The organism is Micromonospora citrea (genome assembly GCF_049629545.1).
Classification (GTDB): Bacteria; Actinomycetota; Actinomycetes; order Mycobacteriales; family Micromonosporaceae; genus Micromonospora; species Micromonospora citrea_A.
The window spans coordinates 1-16,991 of record NZ_JBNADX010000042.1; the positions used below are offsets into that span (position 1 = coordinate 1).

13 protein-coding genes and 1 pseudogene are annotated in these 16,991 nt (G+C 73.9%); 9 read left to right on the plus strand and 5 right to left on the minus strand.

Annotation, left to right across the window (positions count from 1 at the left end; translation table 11 throughout):
* Both ACPFP2_RS28560 and ACPFP2_RS28565 read left to right on the plus strand, forming a co-directional pair.
* Positions 1 to 526 (plus strand): annotated as a pseudogene (locus ACPFP2_RS28560) (hypothetical protein); the annotation flags it as partial.
* A gap of 278 nt (positions 527 to 804) precedes the next feature.
* Positions 805 to 1,947 (plus strand): SigB/SigF/SigG family RNA polymerase sigma factor, encoded by a 1,143-nt coding sequence (locus ACPFP2_RS28565; RefSeq protein ID WP_424093152.1) that lies wholly within the window; start codon positions 805 to 807, stop codon positions 1,945 to 1,947.
* Positions 1,948 to 2,184: 237 nt separating this feature from the next.
* Here ACPFP2_RS28565 and ctaD read toward each other — a convergent pair whose 3' ends face one another.
* The 5 genes from ctaD to ACPFP2_RS28590 form a co-directional block, all read right to left on the minus strand.
* Complete coding sequence (gene ctaD, locus ACPFP2_RS28570) at positions 2,185 to 4,188, minus strand: cytochrome c oxidase subunit I (protein WP_424093154.1); 2,004 nt, start codon at positions 4,186 to 4,188, stop codon at positions 2,185 to 2,187.
* 87 nt (positions 4,189 to 4,275) lie between these two features.
* Positions 4,276 to 5,004: an ATP-binding protein gene (locus ACPFP2_RS28575; RefSeq protein WP_424093156.1), complete on the minus strand. Its 729-nt coding sequence runs from the start codon at positions 5,002 to 5,004 to the stop codon at positions 4,276 to 4,278.
* A 94-nt stretch (positions 5,005 to 5,098) separates the two neighbouring features.
* Positions 5,099 to 5,563, minus strand: coding sequence for a DUF4383 domain-containing protein (locus ACPFP2_RS28580; RefSeq protein ID WP_424093158.1), 465 nt, complete (start codon positions 5,561 to 5,563; stop codon positions 5,099 to 5,101).
* A gap of 102 nt (positions 5,564 to 5,665) precedes the next feature.
* Entirely contained in the window at positions 5,666 to 6,823 is a 1,158-nt protein-coding gene (locus tag ACPFP2_RS28585; protein WP_424093160.1) for a glycosyltransferase, read from the minus strand.
* 106 nt (positions 6,824 to 6,929) lie between these two features.
* A complete protein-coding gene (locus ACPFP2_RS28590) occupies positions 6,930 to 7,910 on the minus strand; it encodes a glucosyl-3-phosphoglycerate synthase (RefSeq protein ID WP_424093203.1) in 981 nt (326 codons plus the stop codon).
* 251 nt (positions 7,911 to 8,161) lie between these two features.
* Between ACPFP2_RS28590 and ACPFP2_RS28595 the strand changes: the two genes are divergently transcribed.
* The 7 genes from ACPFP2_RS28595 to ACPFP2_RS28625 all read left to right on the plus strand — a co-directional run bounded on the left by ACPFP2_RS28595 (position 8,162) and on the right by ACPFP2_RS28625 (position 16,830).
* The gene (locus tag ACPFP2_RS28595) at positions 8,162 to 9,196 is read left to right on the plus strand and encodes a Gfo/Idh/MocA family protein (RefSeq protein ID WP_424093162.1); all 1,035 of its coding nucleotides are present in this window, start codon (positions 8,162 to 8,164) and stop codon (positions 9,194 to 9,196) included.
* Positions 9,189 to 10,277: a zinc-binding dehydrogenase gene (locus ACPFP2_RS28600; protein ID WP_424093164.1), complete on the plus strand. Its 1,089-nt coding sequence runs from the start codon at positions 9,189 to 9,191 to the stop codon at positions 10,275 to 10,277. Before ACPFP2_RS28595 ends, ACPFP2_RS28600 begins: the two co-directional genes overlap by 8 nt.
* A gap of 39 nt (positions 10,278 to 10,316) precedes the next feature.
* On the plus strand, positions 10,317 to 12,062 hold the full coding sequence (locus ACPFP2_RS28605; protein WP_424093166.1) for an ABC transporter ATP-binding protein: 1,746 nt from the start codon (positions 10,317 to 10,319) through the stop codon (positions 12,060 to 12,062).
* 109 nt (positions 12,063 to 12,171) lie between these two features.
* The gene (gene secA2, locus ACPFP2_RS28610) at positions 12,172 to 14,463 is read left to right on the plus strand and encodes an accessory Sec system translocase SecA2 (RefSeq protein ID WP_424093168.1); all 2,292 of its coding nucleotides are present in this window, start codon (positions 12,172 to 12,174) and stop codon (positions 14,461 to 14,463) included.
* 178 nt (positions 14,464 to 14,641) lie between these two features.
* Positions 14,642 to 15,382 carry a GAF and ANTAR domain-containing protein gene (locus tag ACPFP2_RS28615; protein WP_424093170.1) on the plus strand — a complete coding sequence of 247 codons (741 nt, stop codon included), beginning with the start codon at positions 14,642 to 14,644 and terminating at the stop codon, positions 15,380 to 15,382.
* 105 nt (positions 15,383 to 15,487) lie between these two features.
* Positions 15,488 to 15,994, plus strand: a complete 507-nt coding sequence (locus ACPFP2_RS28620; protein ID WP_424093172.1) for a DUF2231 domain-containing protein — start codon at positions 15,488 to 15,490, stop codon at positions 15,992 to 15,994.
* Positions 15,995 to 16,068: 74 nt separating this feature from the next.
* Positions 16,069 to 16,830: a class I SAM-dependent methyltransferase gene (locus ACPFP2_RS28625; RefSeq protein ID WP_424093174.1), complete on the plus strand. Its 762-nt coding sequence runs from the start codon at positions 16,069 to 16,071 to the stop codon at positions 16,828 to 16,830.
* The last annotated feature ends 161 nt before the right edge of the window (positions 16,831 to 16,991 follow it).

The following is a 16,991-nucleotide window of genomic DNA, read 5'->3' on the forward strand; positions in this document are numbered from 1 at the left end:
CCACGGCCACGGCCTGCACGAAGTGCTCTTCCCGCACCCCGCCGCGCTGAGCGCCGCCGTCGCCGACCTCTACCGGCGCTGGCTGCGGCGGGCCGGCAAGACCGGTGACCGGCTGGTGGTCGAGTGCGGTCGGCTGCTCGACCCGTGGCAGGTGGTGCGGGCGGGACTGGTGCCCTACTGGTGCGAGAACGCCACCCGGCGCAGCGTCGATCAGGTGGAGTGGTGGCTCGCCGGCAGCGAGCCGTTCAGTTCGGTGGACGTGCTGCCGGAGTCGCCCGGCCTGCGTACCCCGGCGCTGGCCGGACTGCCGCAGTGGCTCGCCGTCGCCGCGTTCGGCCGCCGTCGCCGGGCCCTGGACCGGACCGCCGCCCGCGGCTACCCGGTCGCCGCCGTCCCCACCCGCCGGGCCACCGAGGTGCTCCGCAACCAGCCGTACGACCTGCCGGTCCCGCCGCCGCTGGCCGCCGCCGAGGCCGTGGCCGCGCTGCGTGAGGGCGGCGCCCCGCTCGGCCTGGCCGTGAGCTGACCGGCGGAAACCGGACGCCGGGCGGGCCAGCACCCGACCCGGCGGGCCGAGCTGCCGAAACATCCTCGCGAACCCCGGGTCCCGTGATTGAGTACCTACGGAGCGGGAACACCGCTCGCTGCGACGGCCCCACATGCCGTGCGGCGCGCTCTCTGCCGCTCCCGCGCGTCCGGTGACACCGGCGCGTCACGTGACCCAACTTCCGGCCCGGTGCGTGGCCCGACCACGCGCACGACCGGCTCCGATCCGGGCGGGGGACCTTCCTGAGGGAGGCGCGGATGTTCGGACAGACCACCACGACCACACCACCGCCGACGAACGAGCGCGGCCTGGAGGACCTGGACGCCGCCGCGCTGGCGTACGCGGCGCGGATCGCGGGACTGCCGCCCGAGCGGCGGCAGGAGGCACGCGACGACCTGGTCCGGTTCGCCCTGCCGTTCGCCGGCCGGCTGGCCCGCCGGTACCGGGGGCGGGGTGAACCGCTGGAGGACCTGGAGCAGGTGGCCCGGCTCGGCCTGGTCAACGCCGTCGACCGGTACGACCCGGAGCGGGGTTCGTTCACCGCGTACGCCGCCATCACCATCGTCGGCGAGATCAAGCGGCACTTCCGCGACCGCACCTGGGGTGTGCACGTGCCGCGCCGGCTGCGCGACCTGATCCTGGAGGTCGGGCAGGCCACCGCGGCGTTGACCAGCGAGCTGTCCCGCGCGCCCAGCGTGGCGGAGCTGGCCGCGCGGCTGGAGACCCCGGAGGAGGAGATCCTCGCCGCGCTGGAGTCGGCCGCCGGCTACAGCCCGGCCTCGCTGAACGCGCCGGTCGGCGGGGAGAGCTCCGCCGAGTTCGGCGACCTGGTCGGCGAGTCGGACAACGCCCTGGAGTCGGTGGACGACCGGGTGACGGTCAGCGGGCTGCTGCACCGCCTGCCCTGGCGGGAGCGGCGCATCCTGGCCATGCGCTTCTACGGCAACCAGACCCAGGCGGAGATCGCGGCCCGCTTCGGCATCTCGCAGATGCACGTCTCCCGGCTGCTGTCGCGCGCGCTGACCTGGCTGCGCCAGGCCATGCTGGCCGACGCCCCGCCGCCCTGGCAGAACGGCGCCGCCGAGACCGAGACCGGGCGCAACCGGATCGCGCTCAAGCGCACCGGCGACCGGGTGGTGGTGGAGATCGGCGGCGAGATCGACCGGGACGGCGCCGACCAGTTGCGCCGGGTGATGCTGGAGGCGGTCACCGGCCGGCCCCGTGAGGTCGTGGTCGACCTGGACGGCGCCGGTGGGGTCGACGCCGGTGGGATCGCGGCGCTGATGGCCGGCCGGGACGCCGCCGCCCGCACCGGCGTCCCGCTGCGGCTGACCCGGGTGCAGCCGGCGGTTCGCCGCTCGCTGGCGGCGGCCGGCCTGCCGGCCACCGTCGAAGCCTGAACACCTGTCACCCGACCCCGGCGCGGCCCGCCCGCGCCGGGGTCGACCGATCGCCTGGCCAGGGCGGCGCGGACCGCCGTGTCTCGCGGGCGCACTTCGGACTCGCCACCGCACGGCTCTCCACGGACACGGCCTCTCCACGCAGAAGGCGATCCATCTGTGCGATCAAGTCGCTAGCGGACTCACCAACCGCCTCGTCCGTCCCGGAGCCGGCTGTCCGGAACGACCCGGAAGGGGTCAGTGCTCCTCGGTGTCGCCGTGCCCGCGCGGGTGCCGCCACCGCTCGCTCTCCTGCGACGCCCGCTGCGCGCCCGGGGCGCCGTTCTCCGGCGCGTCGGTCTCCTCGAAGCTGGGCCGGCGCACCTCCTCCGGCTCCGGCACCTCCACCGGCCGGGCGCCGGACTGCGGGGCGGGGTGGTAGGCCACCGCCTCCCGTGCGCCGTGCGCGCCCTCGGCCGCCGGCGACTCCGGAAGGTGCTTCTCCCGGTGCAGCTCCTCGCGGAACTCCTGCGGCGGGCGGGTGGTGCGCTGCGGCAGGTCCCGGCCCAGGTCGGAGACGAGCGGGCCGTACTTGGCGTCGAAGGCGGGCCGCTCGGAGCGGATCCGGGGCATCCGGTCGAAGTTGCGCAGCGGCGGCGGGCAGGTGGTGGCCCACTCCAGGGAGTTGCCGAAACCCCACGGGTCGTCCACGGTCACCATCGCGCCGTGACGCCAGGACCGCCAGGCGTTGTAGATGAAGAACAGGGTGGAGATGCCGAGCACGAACGAACCCACCGTGGAGACCATGTTCAGCGTGGTGAAGCCGTCGCCGGGCAGGTAGTCGGCGTACCGGCGGGGCATGCCCTCGTTGCCCAGCCAGTGCTGCACCAGGAAGGTGGCGTGGAAGCCGACGAACATGGTCCAGAAGTGCATCTTGCCCAGGCGTTCGTCGAGCAGCCGCCCGGTCATCTTCGGGAACCAGAAGTACACGCCGCCGAAGGCGGCGAAGACGATCGTGCCGAAGAGCACGTAGTGGAAGTGGGCGACCACGAAGTAGGTGTCGCTGACGTGCCAGTCGGCCGGCGGGCTGGCGAGCAGCACCCCGGTCAGGCCGCCGAACAGGAAGGTCACCAGGAACCCGACGGCGAAGAGCATCGGCGTCTCGAAGGTGATCTGCCCCTTCCACATGGTGCCGATCCAGTTGAAGAACTTCACCCCGGTCGGGACCGCGATCAGGTAGCTCAGGAAGCTGAAGAACGGCAGCAGCACCTGCCCGGTGGCGAACATGTGGTGCGCCCACACGGTCATCGACAGCACGGTGATCGCGATGGTGGCGAGCACCAGCCCGGTGTAGCCGAAGATCGGCTTGCGGGCGAAGACCGGGATGATCTCGGTGATGATGCCGAAGAACGGCAGCGCCACGACGTAGACCTCGGGGTGGCCGAAGAACCAGAACAGGTGCTGCCAGAGCAGCGTGCCGCCGGTCGTCGAGTCGAAGACGTGCGAGTTGAGGAGCCGGTCCGAGGCCAGCGCGAACAACGCGGCCGCCAGCAGCGGGAAGATGAAGATCACGATGACGCTGGTGAGCAGGATGTTCCAGGTGAAGATCGGCATCCGGAACATCGTCATCCCGGGCGCGCGCAGGGTCAGGATCGTGGTGATCATGTTGACCGCGCCGAGGATCGTGCCGAGGCCGGAGATGGCCAGGCCGACCACCCACATGTTGGCGCCGACGCCGGGCGAGTGCTCGGCCGTGCTCAGCGGCGTGTACGCGAACCAGCCGAAGTCCGCGGCGCCGCCGGGGGTGAAGAAGCCGGCCATCACGATCGCCCCGCCGAAGAGGTAGAGCCAGTAGGCGAACGCGTTGAGCCGGGGGAAGGAGACGTCGGGAGCGCCGATCTGGATCGGCACGATGTAGTTGCCGAAGGCGAACACCAGCGGGGTCGCGAAGAGCAGCAGCATGATGGTGCCGTGCATGGTGAACGCCTGGTTGTACTGCTCGGGGGAGAGCAGTTGCAGTCCCGGGCGGGCCAGTTCGGCCCGCAGGAACAGCGCCAGCACGCCGCCGATCAGGAAGAAGATGAACGACGTCAGCAGGTAGAGCAGGCCGATCTGCTTGGCGTCGGTCGTACCGAGCAGCTTGATCAGCTTGGCGCCGGGCAGGGCCGGCCGGACCGGGCCGGGATAGCCCCCGAACCGGGCCGGTGCGAGGATCGCCGGCCCCCGGTCTCGTGCGGGCTCCGTGGTTACCCGTCTGGGCATGGCTCTCACCCCGTCGTCACGACAGAAAGGACGGGCGCGGCTACCCGCCCCTCTGCCTATGTAACCAGGCGAGAGAGGTAATTTCGGTCAAACCGCCGGCACGAGGGCCCAGACGACCTTGCCGTCGCCGACCGGCGAGCTGCCCCAGCGCTGCGCCACCTCACGCACCAGCATCAGGCCCCGGCCACCCTCGGCGCGCATCTCCGGGCAGCCGGCCCGGGCCGCCGTCGGGCAGCCGTCGGCCACCGAGACCTGCAGGTACGGCCGGCGCAGCGTCAGCGTCACCTGCATCGGGGTGTGTGCGTGCCGGACCACGTTGCCCACCAGCTCGCTGAGCACCAGCGAGGCCGGGCCGGCCAGTTCCGGCACGTTCCACCGGCCGCAGGCCTCCGCCACCAGATCCCGGGCCCTGCGACAGGCGGTCGCCACCGGTTCCAGCCGCACCCGCAGCCGGGGCGACGCGGACGCTCCGGCCAGTTCGGTGGCCTCGGCGCAACTGGTGCGCACCGGCACCACCCGGCAGGCGGTGGACTCGGCCAGCCAGGCCGCGGCGTCGGCCGGGGGTGCGCAGAGCACCACCGGCACGGCCGGCCAGTCGGCGGCCCGCCGGGCGGTGGCGGCGAAGACGGACAGCGCCAACGGGTCGGCGACCTCGACGCCTCCGAGGTCGACCACCAGCGCGTCCGGCTGGCTGGTCAGGCAGCGGTCCAGCACGGTGTGCACCGAGCGCATCGTGGCCAGGTCCAGCGCGCCGGCGAGTCGCACGACGGTCACCGGGGACTCGTCGTGGACCTCACAGCTGATGCGGCTCGCCATCGACTCCTCGATTCCGCTCGCGTGCTGGCAGATCCCCGCAGGTACCCCGGGCAGAGCAGGACGAAACCGGACCGCCTCGCCCACCACGGCCGAGTCAGCGGCGATCCCCGTCACGTCCGGCGAGCAGGCCCAGACCGAGCATGCCGACCCCCAGCCCCAGGTGCAGCAGGTCGTCGGCGCCGTCGACCGGCAGGACGTTCGCGGCGCTGCGATGGTCGACCGCCAACCCGTACAGCCACAGCACGAGATAGACCGCGCCGCCGCCGACCAGGTACGCGCGAGCCCGCTCGACGGTGCGTGCCAGCACCAGCCCGGCCACCCCGAAAGCCAGGTGCACCAGGTTGTGCAACACCGACACCTGGAACACCCCGAACAGCTGCGCGCCGGACTGGTGCCCGGCCAGCCGCAGGTCGGCGTACCCCGTGGTGATGCCGGGCACGAAGCCCAGCGCGCCGAGGAGCAGGAAGAACACCCCGACGGTGGCGGCGGCCCGCCGCACCGGCGCGCGACCGTCCGCGGGGTTGCGCCGGGCCCGGGAGTGGGCCATCGGACCCACCATCGCGGGCTCCCTCCGTCGCGCCGCGCGTACCCGGTTCCGACACGGACAAACCCGGACCCCGACCCCGTCGCGGGGTCGGGCCCGGGATCGTCGGCGTACGGCTCAGGCGGCCTGCAACTGGGGCACCCGGGCGCCCTGCCGGACCCGCTCGTAGAGGCCGACGTACCGCTGCGCCATCACCGCCGGCGTGAACCGGACGGCGGCCTCCCGCCGGCACTCGTCGACGTCCAGCAGGCTCGCCGCGAGCAGCAGGTCGCCCAGTTCGTCCTCGTCGCCGGTGAGCAGGCCGGTACGCCCGTGCTCGATCAGCTCGGGCAGGCAGCCCCGGGCGGTCGCCACCACCGGGGTGCCCAGCGCCAGCGACTCCACCACGGCGGTGCCGCCCGGCTCCTCCCACCGCAGCGGGAAGAGCGAGGCCTTCGCCCCGGCCAGCAGGTCGTCGCGCTCCTGCCCGGCCACCGTGCCCACCCACCGGACCAGGTCGCCGTCCACGTGCGGGGCCACCTCGTCGTAGAAGAACCGGACGTCCGGGTTCTGCCGGGCCTCGTCGCCGGCCGCGGCCAGGTCCTCCGGCCGGTGGTACGGCCCGACCGGCCCGGCGAGCACCAGCGGCACCCCGACCCGCTGGGCCAGCCGGGCGCCGACGTCCTGCCCCTTGCCCGGGTTGATCCGGCCCAGGATGATCGCGTAGTCGCCCTTCTCCGGCCGGGGCGCGCGGTCCGCGCCGACGGCCAGCGGGGTGGACAGGTGCACGTGCCCCACGGAGTGCGCCTGCAACGCCCGGGGGGCGCGGGCGAGCTGCGAGGCGGAGACGCCGTTGACCCGGACCCGCTCACCGGCGTCCAGGTTGCCGTACAGCTCCGGGTGCTTGGCCAGGTCCCAGTGCAGGGTGTGCAGCACCGGCGGGGCGTCCGGGCCCATCGCCGAGAGGGTGGCCAGGCCGACCGCCTCCACGTGGTCGTGCACCAGGTCGATGTCGTCGCGGGTGTGCAGCTGCCGGACGACGCCGTTGAGGTGCGCCTGGGAGACACCGCACACCTGGTTGTAGGGCCGTTGCAGCGCGTGGAACTGCCCGTCGGGGAAGACCGAGAACTTCTCGTCCACCGGCAGGGTGCTGCTGTCGACCGAGGCGAGCACCACCTTCACCCCGAGCCGCCGCAACTCCGGCACCAGGGTGGCGATGACGTTCTCGATGCCCCCGTAGCCGGGAGGTGGCACGGACAGCCAGGGGCCGGCGTTCATCAGGACCGTGAGACTCATCGCGCTGTCTTCCTTCCCTCGGCGGGGCCCCCGTCGGTCACCCGCTGCACGCCGTCGACCGACCCGTGGGGCCGGCCGTCCCGCTCCGGTCCTCGTGACCGGTCCCTCACGCCGCCACCCGCCGCCGCGGCACCCGGTGGCGCAGCTGCGCCAGTGGCGGACGCTCCTGCACCGAGACGTCGCTGACCACGATCTCCCGGTCCAGGTTGGGCAGCGCGTCCGAGCCGCCCCGGCGGAACTGGGTCAGCAGGGCCGCCGGCATCGTGCCCGGGCTGGCCCAGCCGCGTCGCTGCAACCGCGACCAGGCGGTCTGCATGATCTGCGCCGACATTCGGCCCAGCGCCGCGGTGTCCTGGTGGCGGTGCTTGCGCTCGCCGAGATCCACCTGCGCCAGCGCGTCCAGCCCCACCAGCTCCAGCAGGTCGATCAGCATCGCCGTCTCCACGCCGTACCCGGAGACGAAGGGCACCCGCTCCAGCACCTCGCGCCTGCCGGCGTACTCGCCGGCCAGCGGCTGCACGAAGCCGGCCAGCTCCGGCCAGAAGAGGTTGAGCAGCGGCCGGGCCATCAGCTCCGTCACCCGCCCGCCACCGTCGGCCTCGACACTGTGCGCACCGACCAGCGGCCGGTGGTAGAAGCCCTTCACGAAGTCGACCGACGGATCGGTCAGCAACGGCCCGATCAGGCCCGTCACGAAGTGCGGCCGGAACTCGCGCAGGTCGGCGTCGACGAACGCGACGACGTCGCCCTCGGCGGCGGCCAGGCCCGCCCAGAGCGCGTCGCCCTTGCCGGTCAGCCGGGGCAGGCCCCGGGTCATCTCGTCCTGGCCGACCACCTCGGCGCCGGCGGCCCGGGCCACCTGCGCGGTCCGGTCGGTCGACCGGGAGTCCACCACGATCAGCTCGTCGACCAGGGCGACCCGGTCCATCAGATGTTCGCGGATCGTGGAGACGATCGCCCCGACCGTAGCCTCCTCGTTACGGGCGGGCAGCACGACACTGACCCGGCTGTCACCCTTGGCGCGCATGAGCCGACGTGCCGGCCAGTCCCGCGCAGACGTCGTCCGATACGTGGCCCATGCCTCCACGACGGGTGAGACGATCGCTTCTGTATCCCGCACTGACACACCCCCAGATCGTGGCGGAAACGCGGAGTTGGTTTTCCCAAATCCGCCCGCGCGCTAACCGGATCATGCCTAACAGCTTGATCACGAAGCGTTCTCCGGCCGGTTCCGGGCAGATGAACGCTGTATTGCGCGCCCCGCCGGGTTTCACGTTCGGCCGGTGGGGGGAGTGCTCTCCCCGCTAGTCGTGACACAGCGTCGAGAGGGTCGGTGGAATGCGCACGTGCCGGGTGGGACTGGTCGGGGCCGGCGGGGTGGCGCAACGCCATGCCCGCGTACTGGCCGGATTCGAGGACGTGGAACTGCTCGGGGTGACCGATGTGGCCCGGGACGCGGCGGCGGAGCTGGCCGGCGCGCACGGCGGCCGGACCTTCGCCGACGTCGGCGAGCTCCTCGCCGCCGGACCGGACGCGGTGTACGTCTGTGTGCCGCCGTTCGCGCACGGGCCGGTGGAGGAGGCGGTGATCGCCGCGGGGATCCCGATGTTCGTGGAGAAGCCGGTGGCGGTGGACCTGGACACCGCCGAGCGGATCGCCGCGCTGGTGCAGGAGAAGGGACTGCTCACCGCCGTCGGGCACCACTGGCGGTACCTGCACGTGGTGGAGCAGGCGCGGCAACTGCTGGCCGACCGTCCGGTGCGGATGGTCAACGGCGCCTGGCTGGACAAGGTCCCGCCGGTGGCCTGGTGGGCGGTGCGGGAGCGCTCCGGCGGGCCGGTCGTCGAGCAGGCCGCGCACGTGCTGGACCTGGTCCGCTCGCTGGTCGGTGAGGCGGTCGAGGTGACCGCGTACGGCGACGGCACGCCGCCCCCGGTCGACGGCGCCGACATCGACTCGGTGACCGCCGCCACCCTCCGGTTCGCCGGTGGGGCGGTCGGTACCCTCGCCGCGGCCTGCGTGCTGACCTGGAAGCACCGGGCGGGCCTGGAGATCCTCGCCGACGGGCTGGCGCTGTCGCTGGCCGAGGACGGACTGGTGATCCGCGACGCCGACGGCGAGCGGCGCGTCGAGTCCGATCCGGACGGCGCGCGGGTCGCCGTGGACCGGGCCTTCATCGACGCGGTGACCGGGGTCGGCGACGACGTCCGGGTGCCGTACGCCGAGGCGCTGCGCACCCAGCGGCTCGCCCTCGCGGTCGCCGAGAGCGCCCGCACCGGCCGCAGCGTCACGCTGCCCACCGGCCCGGCCGCCACCCGGTCGTTCGCTTCCGTGCCGACCGCCGTCACCGAAGGGGTGAGCGTCGATGCGTGACAAGGTCGTGGTGGTCAGCGGCCCCGGCCGGGTCGAGCTGACCGAGCAGGACGCCGCCGAGCTGCCCGAGGGCTCGTTCCGGGTCCAGACGCTCTACAGCGGCGTCTCCGCCGGCACCGAACTGAGCTTCGTCAAGGGCACCAACCCGTACCTCAACGTCACCTGGAACCCGGACCTGGGGCTGTTCCAGCCCGGTGCGGCCAGCACCCCGTACCCGGTCACCCGGCTCGGGTACATGCAGGTCGGCCGGGTGGTGCAGAGCCGTACCCCGGCCGTGGCCGTCGGCACCGTCGGCGCCATGACGTACGGCCACCGCACCGGGTACGTCGCCGACCCGCTCGCCGAACGCTTCGTGCCGCTCCCCGACGACCTGGACCCGATGCTCGGCGTCTACGTCGCCCACATGGGCCCGATCTGCGCCAACGGCCTGCTGCACGCCGCCGCCGACCTGTGCGGCACCGACGTGCGCTCGCTCGGCGACGGGGTGCGCGGGCGGCGGGTCGCGGTGGTCGGCAGCGGGGTGGTGGCGCTGCTCACCGCCCTGTTCGCCAAGCGGCACGGGGCGGCCTCGGTGGTGGTGCTGGATCCCACGCCGCAGCGGCGGCAGGTGGCCGAGGCGCTCGGCCTCCAGACCCTCGACCCGGAGGCCGACGACCCGGCCGTGGTGCTGAAGACCCGGTGGAACCACGCCGCCGGCGACCGCGGCGCCGACGTGGTGTTCCAGTGCCGGGGGCAGGCGTGGGCGCTGCACCTGGCGCTGCGCCTGCTGCGCCCCCAGGGCACCGTGATCGACCTGGCCTTCTACCAGGACGGCGCGGACGCCGTGCGGCTCGGCGAGGAGTTCCACCACAACGGGCTGTCGCTGCGCTGCGCCCAGATCGGCCGGGTGCCGCGCGGGCTCGCCCCGACCTGGGACCGGGAACGGCTCTCCGCCGAGACGGTCGAGCTGCTGCGGCAGTACGGCGACGTGATCCGCAAGCACCTGGTCTCCGCGGTGGTGCCGTTCGACGAGGCCCCGGGGCTGTTGACCGAGCTGGCCGAGCGGCGCCGGCAGGAACTCCAGGTGATCTTCACCGGCTGAGCCGACTCGACCCTGGGCGGGGGCGGCTACGGTCGGCCCATGACCGTCGAGACCGCCGGCCGGCCGGGCCTGGCCGCCCTGCTGCCCTACCTGCGCGCCCACCGCGGCACCCTCGTCGCGGTGGGCGCGTTGTCGCTCGTCGGCGCCGGGGCGGCGCTGGCCCAGCCGCTGCTGACCCGGCAGGTGCTGGACTCCCTGGCCGCGGCCCGACCGGTCGCCGGCCTGGTCGTCGTGTTGGTCGCCCTGGTGGTGGCCGGGGCGGCCCTCGGCGGGCTCCGCGACTACCTGCTGCAACGCACCGCCGAGGGGGTGGTGCTGGGCACCCGCCGCCGGCTCGCCGGGCACCTGCTGCGGCTGCCGATCGTCGAGTACGACCGACGCCGCACCGGCGACCTGCTCTCCCGGGTCGGCTCCGACACCACCCTGCTGCGGGCGGTGGTCACCTCCGGGCTCTTCGAGACCGTCACCGGGGCGGTGATGGTGGTCGGCGCCGCCACCGCGATGGCCCTGCTCGACCCGGTGCTGTTCGGGGTGACCCTGCTCGGGGTCGCCGCCGGGGTGGGCTTCGCGCTCACCGTCGCCCGCCGGGTGCGCGGGCTGTCCCGCGCCGCCCAGGAACGGGTCGGGGAGATGACCTCCGCCGTCGAGCGGGCCATCTCCGCCGCCCGCACCATCCGCGCCGCCCGGGCCGAGGGCCGCGAGGCCGCCACGGTCGGGGTCAGCGCGCAGGCGGCGTACGCGGCCGGGCTGCGGGTGGCCCGGGTGCAGGCCGTCGTCGGCCCGGTCAGCACGGTCACCATCCAGGGCGCGTTCCTGCTGGTCCTCGGCGTCGGCGGGGCCCGGGTGGCGGCCGGCGCGATCACCGTCGGCGACCTGGTCGCCTTCGTGATGTTCCTGTTCTTCCTGGTCCTGCCGCTCGGCCAGGCGGTGCACGCGTACACCCAGCTGCAGACCGGGCTCGGCGCGTTGCAGCGCATCGAGGAGGTGCTGGCCGTACCGGTGGAGGAGGCCGCGGACGGTGCGGGGCCGGCGGCGGCCGCGCGGCCCGGCCACCCGGCAGTGATCGAGTTCGACCGGGTGGGGTTCGGCTACCCGGACGGCCCGGCGGTGCTACACGAGGTGAGCTTCACCGTGCCCGCCGGCACCCGCACCGCCCTGGTCGGCCCCTCCGGCGCCGGCAAGTCGACCCTGCTGGCGCTGGTGGAGCGCTTCTACGAGGTCACCGCCGGGGCGTTGCGCATCGACGGCGTCGACGTGCGCGACCTGCCCCGCGACGTGCTGCGGGCCCGGCTCGGCTACGTCGAGCAGGAGGCCCCCGTGCTCGCCGGGACGCTGCGCGACAACCTGCTCATCGGCGCCCCCGACGCCACCGAGGCCGCCCTGCGCGACGCGCTCGACCAGGTCAACCTGACCCACCTCGCCACCCGCGCCCCCGAGGGGCTGGACGTGCAGGTGGGGGAGGGCGGGGTGCTGCTCTCCGGCGGTGAGCGGCAGCGGCTGGCCATCGCCCGCGCGTTGCTCGCCGGGCCGCCGGTGCTGCTGCTCGACGAGCCGACCAGCAACCTCGACGCCCGCAACGAGGCGGCGCTGCGCCGGGCCATCGACGCGGTGGCCCGGCGGCGCACCCTGCTGATCGTCGCCCACCGGTTGGCCACCGTCGTCGACGCCGACCAGATCGTGGTGCTCGACGGCGGGCGGGTGGTCGCGGTCGGCACCCACGACGAATTGACCGTCACCAGTCCGCTCTACCGGGAGCTGGCCGCCCACCAGCTCCTGGTGAGCTGATCCGGCCCACCCCGCTGAGCTGGACGGACGTCCGGCCGGGCGGGCCGGCGGCGCGCCCCGGACGAGCCGGGCAGCGATCAACCGCCCGGTTCGCGTACCGTTGCCGCTCATGGGTGTGTCGCAACGCTTGAAGAGCAGGTTCCGGCGGTTCCTCCAGCGCCCGGGGACGACGGTGGACCTGGCCCCGCTGGAGAAGCTGCTGCCGCGGATCGCCGCGCGCGAGGAGGAGCTGTCCGCCCTCGACGACGCCGCGCTCACCGAGGCCGCCGCCACCGCCTCGGAGTACGTGGAGATCTGCGCGATCGGCCGGGAGGCCGCCCGCCGTGGGCTGGACCAGCGGCCGTACGACGTGCAGCTGCTCGGCGCGATGTCGCTGCTCTCCGGCAAGGTCGCGGAGATGGCCACCGGTGAGGGCAAGACCCTGACCGCCACCATCGCCGCGTACGGGCACGTCCGGCTCGGCAACGGCCCGGTGCACGTGCTCACCGTCAACGACTACCTGGCCCGCCGGGACGCCGAGTGGATGTCCCCGGTCTACCGGCTGCTCGGGCTCACCGTCGGCTGGGTCAACGAGGCGTCCACCCCCGAGGAGCGGCGCGCCGCGTACGCCTGCGACGTCACCTACGTCTCGGTCAGCGAGGCCGGCTTCGACTTCCTCCGCGACCAGCTCGTCACCGACCTCGCCGAGCGGGTCCAGCCGCCGCTGAAGACCGCGATCGTCGACGAGGCCGACTCGATCCTGATCGACGAGGCCCGGGTGCCGATGGTCCTGGCCGGCGCGGTAGTCGGCGAGCAGGATCCGGTGCACGCCGCCGCGGCGCTGGTCCGCGGCCTGCGCAAGGGCAAGCACTACACCGTCGCCGAGGACGGCCGCAGCGTCGCCTTCACCAGCGCCGGCCTGGCCACCGTCGAGGCCAAGCTCGGCGGCATCGACCTGTACGACAGCGAGCACGTCGGGCAGCTCTCCGCGGTCAACGTGGCCCTGCACGCGCACGCCCTGCTGCACCGCGACGTCGACTACATCGTCCGCGACGGCAGCGTCGAGCTGATCGACGAGATGCGCGGCCGGGTCGCCCAGCGCCGCCGCTGGCCGGACGGTCTGCAGGCCGCGGTCGAGGCGAAGGAGGGGCTCGACGCCACCGCCGAGGGCGAGGTGCTCGGCACCGTCGCCGTGCAGGCGTACATCGCGCTGTACCCGACGGTCTGTGGGATGACCGCGACCGCGGTGCTCGTCGGCGACCAGCTGCGGGAGTTCTTCGGCCTGGAGGTGGCGGTGATCCCGCCGAACACCCCCTGCATCCGCGAGGACGAGCCGGACCGCATCTACGCCACCCGGGCGGAGAAGGAGGAGGCGCTGATCGACGAGATCAAGCGCAACCACGAGCGCGGCCGCCCGGTGCTGGTCGGCACCCTGGACGTCAAGGAGTCCGAGGGCCTGGCCGCCGGGCTGAACGCCGCCGGGGTGTCCTGCGTCGTGCTCAACGCCAAGAACGACGACGAGGAGGCGGCGATCATCGCCGAGGCCGGCGCGTACGGCGCGGTCACCGTCTCCACCCAGATGGCCGGCCGGGGCGTCGACATCCGGCTCGGCGGCAGCGACCAGGTCGACCAGGAGCGGGTCGCCGAGCTGGGCGGCCTGTACGTGATCGGCAGCGGCCGGCACGACAGCCGGCGGGTGGACGACCAGTTGCGCGGCCGGGCCGGCCGGCAGGGCGACCCCGGTGGCTCCGTCTTCTTCGTCAGCCTGGAGGACGACCTGGTCGTCCGGCACGCCGGCGACACCGTCCCGGCCTCGCCGCGGATGAACGCCGACGGTCTGGTCACCGACGACCAGGTCGACTACGCCGTGGAGCACGCCCAGCGGGTGGCCGAGGGCGTCAACCACGAGATCCACCGCAACACCTGGCGCTACAGCGTGGTCATCGAGCAGCAGCGCAAGGCCCTGGCCGAGCGGCGCGAGCGGCTGCTCACCACCGACGTGGCGGCGCTGATGCTGCTCGACCGGGTGCCGGAGAAGGCCGGCGAGATGGACGAGGACCTGCTGGCCCGGGTGGCCCGCTCGATCGCCCTCTACCACCTCGACCGGCTCTGGGCGGAGCACCTGGCCGAGCTGTCCGAGGTCCGCGAGGGCGTGCACCTGCGTGCGCTGGGCCGCCTCGACCCGCTCGACGAGTTCCACCGGGCGGCGGTGCCGGCGTTCAACAACCTCGTCCCCGAGATCGAGGCGCGGACCATCGCCACCTTCGAGGAGACCGAGTTCGCCGACGACTGGGAGCCCGACGCCGCGAAGCTGGTCCGACCCAGCGCCACCTGGACGTACCTCGTGCACGACAACCCGTTCGGTTCCGAGCTGGACCGGCTGATCGCCTCGGTGGGGCGGCGGCTCTCCGGCGCGCGCTGACCTGCCCCGGGTCCCTTCCGGCGACACCTCGCCGGAAGGGACCTCTTGCGCGGTTTCGATCCTGGTTTGCGAGGGTAGTAGCCCGGGGCTCACGACGCGGGGGAGATCGGAAGACGATGACACAGGCAATGGCGCCGGTCGCGGAGGGCACCTGGTGGTGCACAGGGGTCGTGACACCGTGAACCTGGACACACGGGAGCCGACCATCGACACCCTCGGCGTGCTGGAGACGGCCGCCCTGCTGCGGGAGCTGACCGCGGGGCTGATCGCGGTCGACGACTTCGACGACGCGCTGGGCCAGCTGGTCCGCATCGCGCGCGACGCCGTACCGGAGGTGGCCTGGTGCGGCTTCACGGCGCTGCGCGCCGGTGAGCCGGCCGGCGCCGCCGCCTCCGACCCGGCGCTGGCGGAGCTGGACGACCTGCGCCACGGCCCGGAGTCACCGCCGATGACCGCCATCCGGCGCCGCGAGATGACCATCGCGCCGGACCTCGACGGTGAGCAGCGCTGGCCGGCCTGGACGGCCCGGGCGCGCGGTCTGGGCGTGCGCGGGGTGATCTCCGCGCCGGTCGACGTCGACGAGCAGGCGATCGGCGCGATCAACCTGTACGCCGACGCCCCCGGCATCCTCTCCACCCGGCACCAGCTCACCGCGATGCTCCTCGCCGAGCACGCCGGGCTGCTGCTGGCCGCGGTACGGGACCGGGCGAAGCAGGCCGAGCGGGCCGGTCAGATCGACGGCGCGCTGCTCGGCGAGGGCGTGGTGAGCCAGGCGATCGGGGTGATCATGACGCAGCGCGGCTGCCCCGCCCCGGACGCCCTGGAGGTGCTGCGCAGCGCCGCGTCGTCGCTGGACATACCGCTGCGGGAGGTGGCCGAGCGGTTGGTCACCACCGTCTCTCGTCCCCGCGAGGGCTGAGGAGTCGGGTTTCGGTCCGTCCGGAACCCGCGCGTCGTTTCGTCCCGCCTGCGTGCGGGTAGCACCCTGGATTCGTGGGCACGTGACGATCCTGGGGAGGACGCGATGGAGAGCCGTCTGCGGGTGCAGGGGCACCCCATCCAACCGATGCTGGTGACGTTCCCGTTCGGGCTGTTCGTCAGCGCCACCGTCTTCGACCTCGCGGACGTGGCCGGCGGGCCGGCGTTCCTCGGCGAGGTCGGTTACTGGACGTCGGTGGCCGCGCTGGTCGCCGCCGCGCTCGCCGCCGTCGCCGGCATGGTCGACCTGTGGGACGTCCGCGCCTCCCGGACCCGCCGGACCATGGTCACCTTCAACCTGGTCAACGCCGGTATGGCCGCGCTGTTCCTGCTCACCTGCCTGATCCGGGCCGACGCGCCGCAACGCGGCGCCACCGGCGTGCTGCTGCTGACCGAACTGGTCGCCCTGGCGGTCGGCACGGTCGGGGTCCGGCTCGGCGCCCGGCTGATGCGCCAGTTCGACCCCGGCCGCCGCGAGCCCAGCGGCTTCGACGCGCTCGACGGGGTGCCGGCCGGCGGCTCGACCGTCGAGATCGTCCGCCCGCGCGCCTGACCGGCCCGTCGAGGGCCGACGGTCCGGGCGGGAAACCGGTTGCCGGCGGTGGCCGGGTCGAGGACGGTGGCCCGGTGACCGAGCGCAGTTTCGCCGAACTGGTCGCCGAGGCGACCGAGGCGCCTGTGGCCGGCTGGGGCTTCTCCTGGCTCGACGGCCGGGCCACCGAGGAACGACCCCCGTGGGGTTACGCCCGCCTGATGGCGACCCGGATGGCGCGGGCCCGCGCCGCGCTGGACGTCGACACCGGCGGCGGAGAGGTGCTCGCCGGGGTGCCGACCCCGCCGCCGCTGCTGGTCGCCACCGAGGCGTGGCCGCCGAACGTCGCGCTCGCCCGGCGTACGCTGCGCCGGCTCGGCGCCACCGTGGTGCGGGTCGGCGCGGCCCCCGTCCTGCCGTTCCGCGACGGCAGCTTCGACCTGGTCACCAGCCGGCACCCGATCGAGACCTGGTGGAACGAGATCGCCCGGGTGCTGCGACCCGGCGGGACGTACCTGTCCCAGCAGATCGGCCCGGGCACGATGCGCGAGCTGAGCGAGGCGATGCTCGGCCCGCTGCCCCCCGCGTCCGGCCGGCACCCGGCGCACGCCGTCGCCGCCGCCGAGGCGGCCGGGCTGACGGTGGTACGGCTCCAGGAGGCCACCCTGCGGGCGGTCTTCCACGATGTCGGCGCGGTGGTCTGGTTCCTGCGCAAGGTGGTGTGGACCGTGCCGGACTTCGACGTCGACCGGTACCGTCCGCGGCTCGCCGCGCTGCACGAGCGGATCCGCGCCGAGGGCCCCTTCGTCGCCCAAGCCCGCCGCTTCCTCATCGAGGCCCGCCGACCCACCCCCTAACCCCACCCCGGCCCGGCCCCGGCGTGGCCCCGGCCCCGGCCCGCCCCGGCCTGGCCCCGGCCTGGCCCGGTCGATCATGAAGTTGTTGTCACGACACGCCGGTGTGGACGACAACAACTTCATGATCGACTGGGGCGGGCGGGCGGGGGAGAGCGGGGCGG

What these genes read in the sequence shown, in the direction of transcription:
- ACPFP2_RS28565 (WP_424093152.1), top strand. Translation starts at nt 805, where the DNA reads ATGTTCGGACAGACCACCACGACCACACCACCGCCGACGAACGAGCGC.
- ACPFP2_RS28605 (WP_424093166.1), top strand. Translation starts at nt 10,317, where the DNA reads ATGACCGTCGAGACCGCCGGCCGGCCGGGCCTGGCCGCCCTGCTGCCC.
- ACPFP2_RS28585 (WP_424093160.1), bottom strand. Translation starts at nt 6,823, where the DNA reads ATGAGTCTCACGGTCCTGATGAACGCCGGCCCCTGGCTGTCCGTGCCA.
- ACPFP2_RS28595 (WP_424093162.1), top strand. Translation starts at nt 8,162, where the DNA reads ATGCGCACGTGCCGGGTGGGACTGGTCGGGGCCGGCGGGGTGGCGCAA.
- ACPFP2_RS28575 (WP_424093156.1), bottom strand. Translation starts at nt 5,004, where the DNA reads ATGGCGAGCCGCATCAGCTGTGAGGTCCACGACGAGTCCCCGGTGACC.
- ACPFP2_RS28600 (WP_424093164.1), top strand. Translation starts at nt 9,189, where the DNA reads ATGCGTGACAAGGTCGTGGTGGTCAGCGGCCCCGGCCGGGTCGAGCTG.
- ctaD (WP_424093154.1), bottom strand. Translation starts at nt 4,188, where the DNA reads ATGCCCAGACGGGTAACCACGGAGCCCGCACGAGACCGGGGGCCGGCG.
- secA2 (WP_424093168.1), top strand. Translation starts at nt 12,172, where the DNA reads ATGGGTGTGTCGCAACGCTTGAAGAGCAGGTTCCGGCGGTTCCTCCAG.
- ACPFP2_RS28580 (WP_424093158.1), bottom strand. Translation starts at nt 5,563, where the DNA reads ATGGTGGGTCCGATGGCCCACTCCCGGGCCCGGCGCAACCCCGCGGAC.
- ACPFP2_RS28620 (WP_424093172.1), top strand. Translation starts at nt 15,488, where the DNA reads ATGGAGAGCCGTCTGCGGGTGCAGGGGCACCCCATCCAACCGATGCTG.